Genomic DNA, 13,278 nt, shown 5'->3' on the forward strand with positions numbered 1-13,278 from the left:
TAAGGAAAACGCGATGGCACACGAGACCGAGATCTACCACGATCCCTCCAACGTCACCAACCCGGAGCACTCTGAGCACCATATCGTGTCGCCGCTGCAGTACTGCATGGTCTTCGGCACGCTGCTGGTCGGCACCGCCATCACCGTGATCGCAGCCTACATCGATCTGGGCTGGCTGAACCCGGTGATCGCCCTCGCCATCGCCTGCTTCAAGGCGGTGATCGTCATCCTGTTCTTCATGCATGTGAAGTATCAGTCGAAACTGATCAAGATGACCGTCGGCGCAGGCTTTTTCACCTTCATCGTCCTGATCACCATGACCCTGAGCGACTATATCAGTCGCGCCTGGGGTATGTGGTAGAAAATAAATAACTTATACGTAAAAAGATGCGCCTCTTGGCGCATCTTTTTTATGTTTTGCCGCTCAGAATCGCGCCGGATACTGCATTATCCAACACCCTGCTGTTCCCGCCACAGCACCTGCTTTAAAACCCCCATCCAGGTCATCGCCTCCCGATGACTCTCCCCAAGCTGCAGAGCAAGCTGCCGTACCAGCGGCTCACTCGCATTGGCCGGGAAACGCCGCGAGTAGCCCGTAGCGTGCAAGACATCGAGCAGAAGCTGCGTAAGCCGTTCGCGGTCCTCAGCAGTCGCCGCCGCCTCGTGCAGTACGGGCAGCTCCTTGGCGCCCTCAAAGCCCTCCCGCGTCAGCTCGTACAGACAGACCGCAACGGCCTGTCCCAGGTTCATCGAAAGATGCCGTGCCGCCTCAGGAGCGAACATGGGAATCGTCGTCAGCAGCGAGCAGTAACTTAGCTGTTCCTTGGTGAGGCCGGTCTTCTCCGAGCCAAAGAGCAGCGCCACCCGCGGCCCGTCCTTCTGCAGCTCGCCGAGCACTCTCGGCGCAGCCTGCTGCAGCGACACGACATCCTGCCGGATGTCCCGTTCCCCGATGGCAGTAGTACCGGCAACAAGTGTGCAATCCGCCACGGCTTCGGCGAGGTTGGAGAACCTGCGGGCCTCCGCCATAACGGACGCCGCACCCACGGCAGACTTGACAGTAAGCTGCGAGTCCTCAAGCTGTGCGGCCTCAAAGGGTGCGGCGTAGTCGTTGACGATACGAAGATCGTGGAACCCGAAGTCCTGCATAGCCCGCGCCGCCGCCCCAATGTTGCTCGGATTGCGCGCTCCAACCAGCACGACAGTGAGACGAGATCGATAGGCCGCTGAAAGCATGACCCAATTTTAGTAGTGGCGCATCGGCAACTGCGGATAGGATTGCAAAAGTAAAGGGCCAGCCGCATGCGGCTGGCCCTTTCGGGTAAAGAGGACAGGGTTACTTGCCCTTCTCCTTCTGTTTGGAGATCTGACGGCTAGCCTTGTTCTGCTCTTTGTTGACCTGTTGATGCTCCTGCTGGGTGAGATGACCTCCATTGGCTGACCGGTCATTGGCGACCTGATGGTCGATATTGGCCTGGCGCTGGTTGTCATTAGCAGCTTCACGGGAGTTGATCGCCCCGGAATGTTCCCCGTTGGCGATACGCTGGTCCTGATTGCCCTCACGTTGGTTGACGCTCGGCCTATAGCTCTGGCCCGCCGAGCGGTCCGCGGCCGAGATCGGCTGCGCAGACGAGTGCTGCTGCGCTACCTGGTGGTACGAGTTGACGCTCGAGGCAGCCGGAGTTCCTGGGCGGCCATGGTTGACGGAAGCAAGCTGCGAGCGATCCTGCGCTGCGAAGTTCTGGTGCTGCGTCTGGTTTGCAGTGGGCTGGATGTGGCGTTCGTTGGCGAACTGCTGCTCCTGCGGGCTGGCCTGACGGTTGATGCCGCCGGCTCCGCCGTTATAGGAGACATGAGTGTTATTGATGATGGTGTTTTGCTGGACGATAGTCCTGTTCACATACACGTTGGTCACGTGAACACCGCCAAAGTTATTCACAGCACCGTTGTAGGCGAATACGCCACCGCGCCACTCACCACCGGCGAAGCCGATACCGCCATAGCCGAACCCGTAGTTGACGCCACCGTAGAAGCCGACGTGAGCACCCCAGTAGCCGCCGTGCCAGCCATAAACGCCGCCGCCAAAGCCCCAGTAGCCAGGAGTCCAAAGAAAGCCAGGGGTAGGCGGTTCTACCCAGACGCCGGGAACCCAGTAGTAGCCAGCATCACCGTAGCCCCAGTAGCCAGGCGTCCAGAGGTAGCCGGGAGCGGGTAGAGGGGGCTGAACGTAAACCGGCAACGCCGGGGGCGCGAAACCTACCGAGATAAAGATCCCGGCATGAGCCTGTGCGACCGGCAGCATAGCGACCGGAACGGCTAGTGCGGCAGCAATCATGATCTTGCGAAGTATTTTGAAGGAAGCCATTTCTTATTCTCCTTAGTGCCCGCTTAGCCAAAATTCTAGCCAGAAACCTGCCGGGTGCCCAAATTTGGGGCTCGCTTAAGTGAAACCCAGGTATGCGGCGCATGTTGCTGTAAAGTTCGAGGGCTCAGGGCCCAGGGGGACAGAGGAACCTAAACCCTATACCCTAAACCCTGGGCCCTAAACCCTCGCCTATGGCCGACAACTTTGCCCAGACCGTAAAGCAGCAGACTGACGTCGTTCGCGTCGTCGGCGAGTACATTAAACTGCGCAAATCCGGAGCGAACTGGTCGGCGCTGTGCCCGTTTCACAAAGAGAAGTCGGGCTCGTTCTATCTCTATCCCGCAACAGTGAGTTACTACTGCTTCGGCTGCCACGAACACGGCGATGTCTTTACCTTTGTGATGAAGATGGAGAACCTCAGCTTTCCTGAGGCCGTGCGGTCGGTCGCCACGAAGATGGGCATCCCGCTGCCTCAGCGCGAGTTCAACTCGCCGCACGAGGCTCAGGCAGCCGGGCTTCGCAAGCAGTTGATCGATGTCCACGAGGCCGCCACGCAGTACTTTCAACAGAGCCTGCACTCCCCCGAAGCTGCCCGCGCCCGTGAGTACATGACCTCACGCGGAATCACGCCGGATACCATTGCGAAATTCCGCCTCGGCTACGCGCCTGAGAGCTTCAACGATATGCGCGACCGCCTGGGCAAATTTTTTACAGAAGAAGTGCTTCGTGCCAGCGGCCTATTCAGTTCCAAGGAGCAGGAGGATGGCTCGCCCGGCCCGATGTATGCGCGCTTTCGCAAGCGCATCACGTTTCCGATCTGCAATGAGCAGGGAAAGCCCATAGCCTTTACGGCTCGCGCCCTCGATTCGGCCGACGCCGATGCAAAGGCCGGGCCAAAGTATCTGAACTCGCCGGAGACGCCGCTCTATACGAAGGGGCAGGTGCTCTTCAATCTCGATAAGGCAAAGGCCGCCATCAAGAGCAAGGACGCGGCGCTGCTGGTCGAAGGGCAGATGGATTGCATCTCGCTCTTCATGAACGGTGTCGACAACGTAATTGCAACCAGTGGCACGGCCTTCACCGAGCATCAATTGCGTATCCTGAGCCGTTTCAGCAAGCGAGTTTGGCTCAACTTCGATCCTGATAACGCGGGAGCCAATGCCGCGGAGAAGACCCTCGGACTGCTCGTGGAAGAAGACTTCGATGTGCGCGTGATTACGCTGGAAGGCGGCCTCGATCCTGACCGCTTCGTCCGCGAGCGCGGTGTCGCGGAGTATGCGACGGCTGTGCGCGGCGCAGCTCGCTATCAGGAGTTCCTGATCGAGCGCGCACGTGTGCTCTTTCCCGCGCGAACGGCAGAGGCAAAGGTGAAGTCGCTGAACTTTCTCCTGCCGCACATCCGCCGCATCCCAAATCCTATTGCCCGCAATGACTTTGCTGAGAACGCTGCACAGAAGCTCGGCATCGAGAGTTCGTTGATGCGTCAGGAGTTGAAGCAAGCCGCACAACAGCGCCTGGAGAGCGTGCGCGCGCCGCAACAAAAAGCGGTGTCGGAGATTGAGCGCATCCTGCTGTGCGCTCTCGTACTGCCCGACGCGGACTCGTCGCGAGCGCTTGCCGCAGATCAGCTTGCGGCGAATCCAGAGTGGTATGCGGAGCTGCCTTCAGCGCCTCTGATCGAGGTGTTCGCAAACGCTCCTGCACCGGACAATCCGCTGCAGGCCGCGCCCGACGACGCCTCGCGCCTGCTACTGGCAAGCGTGCTGCATCAAGCCTCGGGGGAGAGCGAGGCCTCGCGTGAGACGCTGCAGGAACAGGTGCAGAACGCTCTGCATACTCTGCATGAGCGCCGACTCGATAGACGTCTGCGTGAAATTCGGACACTGATTGCCGAAGCCATGCGTCAGGGAAATCAAGAGATGCTCATGCAGCTGGCGCACGAGAAAATGCAGTTGGAAGCCGAACTGCGCCGCTTGGATGGCTAGCTCAAATTTCTATGACTTGTAGGCAGAGCCCCAATCGGGTGCCCCATCCTTTGCCGTACCTTGGCAAAGGGTGGGGTATCGCCCGCAGGGCGACCGCTCCTGCTCATGTGTGTTTTGTCTCAGCTCTCTATGTTAACTAGACCATTGTTCTCCATTAGGTCACAGTCACGCCTACAGGCTGAAGGCGATCGCTGACTCTCTATCTGAGAGAGGTAACTCTACCCCAGCCGCAACTGCGGCGTAGGCTCCAGCGTCTCCAGCGCGAACTCCTCCGCAAGCAGCTTCGGCCAGGCGGCTGCCGCGATCATCGCGGCATTGTCGGTGGACAAGGCAATCGAAGGAAACGCAACCGGCAGATGTCGCCGTGCAGCCTCAGCAGAGATACGCTGACGCAGCTCGCTATTGGCCGCGACGCCTCCGCTGACTAGCAATCCACGTGCGCCGAAGTGTTCAGCTGCCGCGAATGCCGTGCGTATGAGATATCCGGTCACTGACGCTTGAAAGCTGGCAATAATGTTCAGTGTCTCTGGTTCGAAGAACGCCAATGCGCGCGCAAGCGTCTCCGGATCGCTGGGCTTGCCCTTGGCAAGGCCGGACTCCTGCAGACTCCGCGCACGTGCGTCGATGCGTTCGCGCATCGCATGCAGTTCCACGTAACGCCGCACAGCCGTCTTGATGCCACTGAAGGAGAGATCGAATCGCCGCGTGTCATCCGCAACTTCGCGGGCCAGCTTCGGCGCTGTGTTTCCGGTGGCTTTCGTCTTGATCTGCGCAAAGCTAAAGGGCACAGCCTTTGGGTCGCCATGCTTTGCGAGTGCGTCCATCCACGGGCCGCCTGGATAGGGTAGGCCCAGCAGCTTGGCAGCTTTGTCATAGGCTTCGCCGGCGGCATCGTCGAGCGTCTTGCCTACGTTCCGGTAGCGCCATGTATTCTGCGGTGTCTTCGTCGCGAGGTACAGATGGGTATGCCCACCGCTGACGACCAGCGCGAGCAGCGGCGAGGCGTCGGTGAACGAAGACTCCGAATCCATCAGGACTGCGTGGATGTGTCCCTCAAGATGGTTCACGCCAATCAGCGGAAGCTCCGCCCCAAACGCCAGCGCCTTCGCGAACGTAAGCCCCACGAGCAGCGCACCTGCCAGCCCCGGGCCTTCGGTGACGGCGACAGCATCAAGGTCGCTATAGACCACACCAGCCCGCTGCATGGCCTCCTGGACAACCGGAACGATAGCCCGCAAGTGCTCGCGCGACGCAAGCTCAGGAACTACGCCGCCGTAGTCGCCATGCACCAGTTGCGAGGCGACCACGTTTGACAGCGCCTCGCGTCCGCCACGCACTACAGCTGCAGAGGTTTCGTCACAGGAGCTTTCAATGCCGAGGATGAGGCGGGAACGCACAAGGTCTATCTTAGAACTTGTACGAAATTTGTGATGGCTTACGTTATTGTTGCTGTTGCCTGTTTTTCGCCGTCATCCTGAGCCATCGGCGAAGGACCCCCGAATTTGGGGTAGCACCAATGCGGGGGGTCCTTCAGCTACGCTTCAGGATGACGGCGAAAACAGGCAAGAGCATAAGCAGCAACCGCGAATTTTTACAGATACCAATCATCTATGCCCAGGCTGAACAATCCACACTACGAAGCAGCCCTCGCTATCACACGCCGCTTGCGCGAACTTGGCCACACAGCCTACTTTGCCGGAGGTTGCGTGCGAGATCTTCTGCTCGGCGCCGATCCCCACGACTTTGACGTAGCGACCTCCGCCACTCCGGACCAGGTGCAGGCTGCTTTCCCTCGCACCGAGTCGGTTGGAGCGCACTTTGGCGTGGTGTTGGTGATCGAGATGGTTCTTGGTGAACGTACCGCAACCGAAGTTGCCACCTTCCGCAACGATGGCGCCTACAGCGACGGCCGCCGTCCGGACGCAGTTCGGTTCTCGCTCGATCCACGCGAAGATGTTCTGCGCCGCGACTTCACCATCAACGGCCTTCTGCTCGACGTGATTGCCTATGAAGAAGGCGATCGTCTGCACGATTGCGTGCACGACTTCGTTGGCGGCCAGTTCGATCTGGAGCACAGGCTGGTGCGCGCTATCGGCAGCGCGGCCACACGCTTTGCCGAGGACAAGCTGCGCATGTTGCGGGCTATCCGCTTCGCTGCAAGGCTCGACTTCGTCATAGAACATCGCACCATGGCCGCGATTCAGGCGCAATCCGCCAGCATCGCACAAGTCTCCGCCGAGCGCGTGCGCGATGAGCTGACGAAGATCCTTACCGAAGGCGCAGCGCGGCGAGGCTTCGAACTACTGGATGAGAGCGGCTTGTTGAGCCAGGTGCTGCCGGAAGTCGCTCGCATGAAAGGCGTCGAGCAGCCGCCCCAGTATCACCCTGAAGGCGATGTCTGGATCCATACCCTGATGCTCCTCGAGCATTTGCCCAGGAACGCAAGCCCAACCCTGGCCTGGGGCATGCTGCTGCACGACATCGGCAAGCCTGCGACCTTTACGCCACCTGATCCCGCCAAACCTGGCGACCGCATCCGCTTCAACGGTCACGTGGAGATAGGGGTCGCCGTCGCGCACTCTATCCTCACCCGCCTACGCTTCAGCAACGACGATACGGAGCAGATTCTCGCGCTGGTAAAGCACCACATGCAGTTTGGCGATGTAACGAAGATGAAGCAATCTACGCTGAAGCGTTTTCTGCGGCTGCCAAAATTCGACGAGCATCTGGCTCTGCATCACGCCGACAGTCTCAGCTCCCATGGGGAGCTCGGCATGTACGGTTTCGCGAAACAACACCTTGAAGAACTGGGCGAGGAGCAGATCAAGCCGAAGCTTCTGCTGGATGGCGAAGCCCTGATCGCCGCAGGCTACAAGCCCGGTCCACGCTTCCGCGAGATGCTGGAAGCCGCGGAGGACGCGCAACTGGAAGGTGTAGTGTCAACGCCTGAAGCAGCTTTGCGATTCATCGAGGACCGATTTGGAGCACCGAAATAACGGAAGAGAGCCGGCAATTCCAGTAAGATTCGAGTTAATGTCTACTGGCGTGCTCTCCGACCAATCCCTTGCGCGTCTACGCTGGATCGCGAGCGCCGTCTTCGTTGGCCTGTTCGCCTTCTATGTGGCCAGCACAGTGCATTGGCCGATGGTGTGGGATACCCCCATCATGCACTACGTCAACTTCCTGATGAGTCGCGGACTGCGCCCCTACTCCGAGATCACGGACATGAACCTGCCCGGCTGTTATCTCACGGAGAGATGGGGCATGGCCGTCTTTGGCTGGGGCGACCTGTCGTGGCGGATCTATGAATTCTTCCTCATGGCGGTGCTCACCGTCAGCGGAATGGTGATTGGCGGATCTCGCCGCTGGTTCGCCGGCATCTATATGGCGACGTTCTTCATCATGATGCACGGCTCCGAGGGGCCCATCGTGGCGACAGAGCGCGATGAATTGATGATGGTGCTGCTGGTGGCGGCCACGGCCATGCTGTTTCTCTCTCTGCGGCGGCGCACGCCTGCGCTCATGCTTCCGTTCGGCTTGTTGACTGGGCTTGCGATGTCTCTGAAACCCAGCGCCCTGCTGCTCGATGTGGCGCTGCTGGTGCTGTTGTTCGTCGTCCTTAAGCGAAGCGGCGAACGCATAGGCAAATACCTGTTGTGGGGACTCGCGGGAAATGTCGCCATTGCGGCGCTTATGGTGGGGTTTCTCCTGCAGCACCAGGCATGGGGAGCGTTTCTCTTTATCTGCACTAAGATCGTGCCCTCGTATGGGCAGCTCAATCAACGCAGCTATGTCTACATGTTTCGCCATCTGATGCCGATGGCGCTGGTCCTTCCGGTGGCTCTTGGCATCGTGGCCGCAGCGTTGGGCAGGCGGCGTGTGGGCTGGGAGCGGTGGGCGCTCTTTTGCGCTATGGCGATGGGTGCTCTCTCGTACTTCGCGCAGGGCAAAGGATACCTCTACCACCGCTACATGTTCGTGGTGGCCATTCTTCTCTGGGCAGGCTGGGAGCTGACAGAGGCGATGCACCGTGAGGACAAGCGTTCCCGCATAGTGGGCGTGGCCGGCGTGGCCGCTCTATTCCTGGTGATTGTGCCCTACTACGGAAGGATCATCCACGGATCTCCACGCGTTGGGGAACAGACGAACGCGCTTCCCCACGCGCTTCAGAGTGATCTTGTACAGCTCGGTGGCGATAGCCTGCAGGAACAAGTGCAGTGCATGGACCTGATCCAGGGCTGTATCGGTGCTCTCTATCGAATGCGGCTGGTCCAGAACACGGGGACTACGGGCGATCTGCTCTTGTTCTCTCCTACAGCAAGCCCAGCCGTCGACTACTACAGGAACTGGTTTCTGGCGCACGACCGGGAGCATCCGGCTAATGTTGTGGTTCTGGGGAATGAGTGGTTCCAGCACGGCACGGTGACCTTCGACAAGCTGGACGCATGGCCCCAGTATGCCGCCTATCTGCGTTCCACATATGTTCCGGTCATTGAGCGGCACTTCGGCGACGAGAGCGCGCCGGCTTACCGAATCTATCTGCGCAAGGGCAGCAAGGTGCTGGCAGAGGAAGAGCTCCACCCGCTCCACTGATTCCGATATGCTGGGCTGCATATGTTGAAAGAAACACCACACACAACACCCAATTACGCCGCGATGCTGCAGGTCGCGATCGAAGAGGCTCGCACAGGGTTGGCGGAGGGCGGTATCCCCATCGGCGCAGCCATCTTTCGCGCTGACGGCTCGCTGGTCAGCCGCGGCCACAACCGCCGTGTGCAGCAGGACGACCCCTCCATTCACGGCGAGACGGACGCCTTTCGCCGCGCCGGGCGACAGAAGAGCTATCGCGACCTCATCATGGTCACCACGCTGGCTCCGTGCTTTTACTGCAGCGGCCTGGTTCGTCAGTTCGGCTTCCAAACGGTAGTCGTAGGTGAATCGCAAACGTTTCAGGGCGGCATCGATGAGCTGCGCGGGCTCGGTATCAATGTCATCGACCTCCACTCGCCGGAGTGTGTCGAGATGCTCAACAGCTACATCGCCACGCATCCCGAAGTCTGGAACGAAGACATCGGCGTGGTCGAAGTGGTGGAGTAGATAGAGGCGATAATCCGGGTATCCATCGGTGACAATCCGGGTGCCCCATCTTCGACGCGCGTTCTTTGCGCGGCTAAGGTGGGCATTCGCGAAGCGAACTGCTTCTGCCCATCTCTGCTTTGCCTGTGATGTTCGTATCACTACACCGGATGTACTGACGCGAAGAGCCCAGGAAGAGAAAAGATGGGCGGGAGCGGTCACGCATCCGCGCGATGCCCACCTTAGCAACGATGAAACCGTCGCGAAGATGGGGCACCCGGATTTGTAGCTCTCTAACCTCGCGTTAGCTTCGCGATCAACTCAGCCTCATGCGGCCACTTTGCAACCAACTCTTCTCGTGGCACGGCCTGATAATCCACAAACTCAAACCCCGGACTAACCGTACACCCAAGCAGGGCGAAACCCTCAGCATGCAGTAATCGAGATCCCTGCCAGACACCGCGCGGAACCAGCACCTGCGGACGCTGGCCTGCTGCGAGGTCCGGGCCGATGAGAAGAGTCTCGCTGCGGCCATCCGGGTGTAGCTGCAGCATCTCAACCGCGCCGCCAAGATAGTGATGAAACACCTCATCGCTGGCGAGGAGGTGCATCTCGCTGAAGGTATCCGGCTCGAGCAGATAATAGATGGCCGTTGAGGTGCGCCGTGGGCCATCATAGCGGCCGTCCGCGAACTGATCTGCTGCAACCGTCTCCGTTGCTTCATAGGTCCGAACGAACCACCCACCCTCACGCGGATGTGGCGCAAGACCCAGCATTTCTTTCACTTGATTTGCGGTAAGCGAATTCATTCAACAATTCTAAGTGGGCCTCCAAAACAAAGCCGGTTGCTCCTATCGTCATCCTGGCCGTTTTCGTGACCCACTTAGAATTGCTGGGAGCCATCGAGTCTCCTCCAGCGATTCTCAAGTTATGCTGGAGACTAACCATCTTTCATCACAATCTGATCCACGAAGGGGACCCAGCAGCCTCAAGTGGTTCTCCTATAGCTGTATCCGGAAGCCAATGCTCTAAACGCCGCTTTTTCCCAAGAAAAGCGGCACTCGTTTGAACGTATCCGATATGTAGGAACAGGAGAACTGCTTTAATGCGCAGCCGTCTGGAGCACTACTTTCGTTTTGCCGAGCACTCCACCAACTGGCGTACAGAGTTGCTCGCAGGGCTGACCACGTTCATCACGATGGCCTATATCATCTTCGTGAACCCCTCGATCCTGTCCCAGACCGGGATGCCGCTGGCTGCCGTGACCACATCTACCTGCCTGTGCGCGGCCTTCGGGTCGATCCTGATGGGGGCGCTGGCGAACTATCCGCTCGCGCTGGCACCAGGCATGGGGTTGAACGCCTACTTCACCTATACCGTCGTAAAGGGCATGGGAGTGCCGTGGCAGACGGCGCTGGGCGCAGTGTTCCTCTCCGGCGTTATCTTCCTTCTGTTGACCTTCGGCGGTATCCGGCAGAGGCTCGTCGGCGCCATTCCGTATCAACTGCACGCAGCGGTCGCGGGTGGCATTGGCCTGTTCATCGCCTTCATCGGCCTGCGCAACTCGGGCATCATCGTGCCCAGTGCCGCGACGACCGTAACGCTCGGCAACATGCACTCTCCCGCAGTGCTGCTGGCGATCTTTGGAATTGTTTTAATCGCTGTGCTGCAAGCCCATCGCGTAAAGGCCTCGATGCTGATCGGCGTGCTAGGGACGATGCTCGTCGGCATCCTCTGTCATCAGGTCCACTGGCATCCTTCGACCTTCAACCCTCTCGCCATCCGCCAGACAGCGTTCCACCTCGACTTGCGCGGCGCGCTCCGGATGAATGCGCTCGAGATCATCTTCGTCTTCCTGTTCGTCGACCTCTTCGACAACATCGGCACCCTCGTGGCCGTCACCGAGCGCGCTGGGCTCATCTCCGCAGACCATACCATCCCGCGTCTGGACAAGATCTTCTTCGCCGACGCCACCTCAACCGTAGTGGGCTCGCTCGCCGGAACATCCACTGTGACGAGCTATATCGAGAGCTCCGCCGGCGTAGCCGCAGGAGGACGCACAGGCGTTACCGCAATCACAACGGGCGTGCTCTTCCTCCTCGCAATCTTCGTCGCGCCGGTGGTTGGCGCAATCCCCGACTTTGCGACAGCCCCGGCGCTGATCCTGGTCGGCGCGCTCATGGTTGCGGGCTCTGCCCGCATCGACTGGGACGAGCCACGCGTGGCCATCCCTTCGTTCCTGACGCTCATCACTATCCCGCTGACCTATTCCATCGCCACAGGGCTGTCGTTCGGCATCATCAGCTTCGCCGTGCTGGAGGTGGCGACCGGCCGGGGCCGCCGTCAGCACTGGATGCTCTATCTGCTTGCGCTGCTCTTCCTGGCGCGCTTTATCTATCTTCACGCGGCATAAAGTAGTCTGAGACCAACCGAAGCGTACCGTTGATTGTGACTTTTATGTCAATCGGTGTAGCCTTCTGCAGAAATGCGCATCAAACTCATCGAGACAAGCCACCCTCGGGCGGGGCGTCTCCCCAGGAGAAAGCAATGGATCGTAAAGCAACGGCAATTTGGCACGGCGATTTGAAGGCTGGCAAAGGCAGCATCACCACGCAGAGCACCACCCTCAAAGACGCGCAGTACAGCTTCAAGACACGCTTTGAAGATGGCGTAGGCACCAACCCGGAAGAACTGATCGCGGCAGCCCACGCAGGCTGCTTCAGCATGGCGTTCAGCAACGAACTCGCCACCGCAGGCCACGTCGCTGACACTGTCGATACCACCGCTGTCGTCACCCTTGAGTTCCTCGCCGACGGCCCTACCATCACGAAGATCAAGCTCACCACCAAGGCCACGGTTCCCGGCATCGACAAGGAAACCTTCGACACGATCGCGAAGAAAGCCAAAGAGGGTTGCCCAGTCTCGCGCGTTCTGAAGGGCGCCGAGATCACTCTGGACGCGCAGTTGGTCTAACTCTGTACACAGCTTTCTAAAGTGCTTGTTGATTACAAAAGTGAAGGGCTCGGCACATAGCCGAGCCCTTCACTTTTGTAATCAATCTTTTTCAGCCGAACGCGGCCGCGACTCCTGTGAAGATCAGCAGGAAAATGACCCACCAGCCGACGATGATTGCCGCGGCCTGCCCTATGCTCTTGCGCGAAATGATGGCCATGCCGATGACCAGCAGCGCCAGCGACCAAAGGCCGAAGACATCGAAAAAGGCGCCCGCGGCCTTCACTGCCGCCGAGGAGTCCTGAAGGAAGTAACCAATGTTGGTGCCGACAGGGTTGTTGATATCGAAGCCGTCCGTACCCACTCCGGCAAAGAGCAGGATGATAGTCAGCAACGAAATAAAGAGGCGTGGCAGACCCGCGTACATGATGACGGCGAAGACCTGGCCGAAGGTGGTTCGGGCACCAAGTCCAAAGTTGAAGCATCCCCAAAGCACCAGCGCTTCAATCGCGATAATGATGAGAAATGGAATAGCAGCGCCATAGGTGAAGATGCGAGTGAATTTAGCAGCTCCGTGCAGCCTGGCAGCCCGTTGATCTGGCGGCAATTGCTGCAGTTGTTCCGCGGCTGCGGGAGTTTTCGTCATCTGGTGCTCGGCAATGCTGTCGAAGCCGACCTTCTTGTCGATAGCGAAGCAGGAGCCGATAGTGGCAACGACCAGCAGAATAAACGGCAGCCACCAACTGGTGTTGCGCAAAATATCGTTAAACGTCTTGGAGGGGGCGAGGAAGGTATCCACCACACGCTCGGTTTGAGTAAGCCCTGGGGTTTCAGGCAGGCTAGCAGCATCAGTCATGAGACAGGCTCCTTCGGGGTCGCTGAACGATTGACCGCAGTGTA

The 13,278-nt window shown here is 59.2% G+C and carries 12 protein-coding genes; 7 read left to right on the forward strand and 5 right to left on the reverse strand.

All coding sequences use genetic code 11. The features are described from left to right. The first annotated feature begins 13 nt into the window (after positions 1 to 13). Positions 14 to 361 (forward strand): cytochrome C oxidase subunit IV family protein, encoded by a 348-nt coding sequence (locus GSQ91_RS03460; RefSeq protein WP_158819856.1) that lies wholly within the window; start codon positions 14 to 16, stop codon positions 359 to 361. A gap of 86 nt (positions 362 to 447) precedes the next feature. Here GSQ91_RS03460 and GSQ91_RS03465 read toward each other — a convergent pair whose 3' ends face one another. Together GSQ91_RS03465 and GSQ91_RS03470 are read right to left on the reverse strand one after the other, a co-directional pair. Next, positions 448 to 1,236 (reverse strand): RNA methyltransferase, encoded by a 789-nt coding sequence (locus GSQ91_RS03465; protein ID WP_158819857.1) that lies wholly within the window; start codon positions 1,234 to 1,236, stop codon positions 448 to 450. A gap of 100 nt (positions 1,237 to 1,336) precedes the next feature. After that, positions 1,337 to 2,365, reverse strand: coding sequence for a YXWGXW repeat-containing protein (locus GSQ91_RS03470; RefSeq protein WP_158819858.1), 1,029 nt, complete (start codon positions 2,363 to 2,365; stop codon positions 1,337 to 1,339). A 191-nt stretch (positions 2,366 to 2,556) separates the two neighbouring features. On the opposite strand from GSQ91_RS03470, the gene dnaG reads away from it, so the two are divergent. Continuing rightward, positions 2,557 to 4,350, forward strand: coding sequence for a DNA primase (dnaG, locus tag GSQ91_RS03475; protein ID WP_158819859.1), 1,794 nt, complete (start codon positions 2,557 to 2,559; stop codon positions 4,348 to 4,350). A 218-nt stretch (positions 4,351 to 4,568) separates the two neighbouring features. On the opposite strand, the gene GSQ91_RS03480 is transcribed toward dnaG, so the two are convergent. Continuing rightward, complete coding sequence (locus GSQ91_RS03480) at positions 4,569 to 5,747, reverse strand: tRNA (adenosine(37)-N6)-threonylcarbamoyltransferase complex transferase subunit TsaD (protein WP_158819860.1); 1,179 nt, start codon at positions 5,745 to 5,747, stop codon at positions 4,569 to 4,571. 213 nt (positions 5,748 to 5,960) lie between these two features. On the opposite strand from GSQ91_RS03480, the gene GSQ91_RS03485 reads away from it, so the two are divergent. From GSQ91_RS03485 to GSQ91_RS03495, 3 genes are read left to right on the forward strand one after another with little or no spacing between them, the layout of a single operon-like run. Then, a complete protein-coding gene (locus tag GSQ91_RS03485) occupies positions 5,961 to 7,346 on the forward strand; it encodes a CCA tRNA nucleotidyltransferase (RefSeq protein ID WP_158819861.1) in 1,386 nt (461 codons plus the stop codon). A 37-nt stretch (positions 7,347 to 7,383) separates the two neighbouring features. Next, positions 7,384 to 8,943, forward strand: coding sequence for a hypothetical protein (locus GSQ91_RS03490; RefSeq protein WP_158819862.1), 1,560 nt, complete (start codon positions 7,384 to 7,386; stop codon positions 8,941 to 8,943). Positions 8,944 to 8,964: 21 nt separating this feature from the next. Then, positions 8,965 to 9,447, forward strand: a complete 483-nt coding sequence (locus GSQ91_RS03495) for a nucleoside deaminase (protein ID WP_158819863.1) — start codon at positions 8,965 to 8,967, stop codon at positions 9,445 to 9,447. A gap of 272 nt (positions 9,448 to 9,719) precedes the next feature. On the opposite strand, the gene GSQ91_RS03500 is transcribed toward GSQ91_RS03495, so the two are convergent. After that, a complete protein-coding gene (locus GSQ91_RS03500; RefSeq protein ID WP_158819864.1) occupies positions 9,720 to 10,235 on the reverse strand; it encodes a cupin domain-containing protein in 516 nt (171 codons plus the stop codon). A gap of 296 nt (positions 10,236 to 10,531) precedes the next feature. Here GSQ91_RS03500 and GSQ91_RS03505 point away from each other — a divergent pair, with 296 nt between their 5' ends. Together GSQ91_RS03505 and GSQ91_RS03510 are read left to right on the forward strand one after the other, a co-directional pair. Further along, positions 10,532 to 11,839: an NCS2 family permease gene (locus GSQ91_RS03505; protein WP_158819865.1), complete on the forward strand. Its 1,308-nt coding sequence runs from the start codon at positions 10,532 to 10,534 to the stop codon at positions 11,837 to 11,839. 134 nt (positions 11,840 to 11,973) lie between these two features. Continuing rightward, a complete protein-coding gene (locus tag GSQ91_RS03510; RefSeq protein WP_158819866.1) occupies positions 11,974 to 12,399 on the forward strand; it encodes an OsmC family protein in 426 nt (141 codons plus the stop codon). A gap of 91 nt (positions 12,400 to 12,490) precedes the next feature. On the opposite strand, the gene GSQ91_RS03515 is transcribed toward GSQ91_RS03510, so the two are convergent. Beyond that, positions 12,491 to 13,234, reverse strand: coding sequence for a YIP1 family protein (locus GSQ91_RS03515; protein ID WP_158819867.1), 744 nt, complete (start codon positions 13,232 to 13,234; stop codon positions 12,491 to 12,493). Positions 13,235 to 13,278 lie beyond the last annotated feature (44 nt).

Origin of the sequence: Granulicella sp. S156 (assembly GCF_009766105.1) — a bacterium.
Lineage (GTDB): Bacteria > Acidobacteriota > Terriglobia > Terriglobales > Acidobacteriaceae > Granulicella.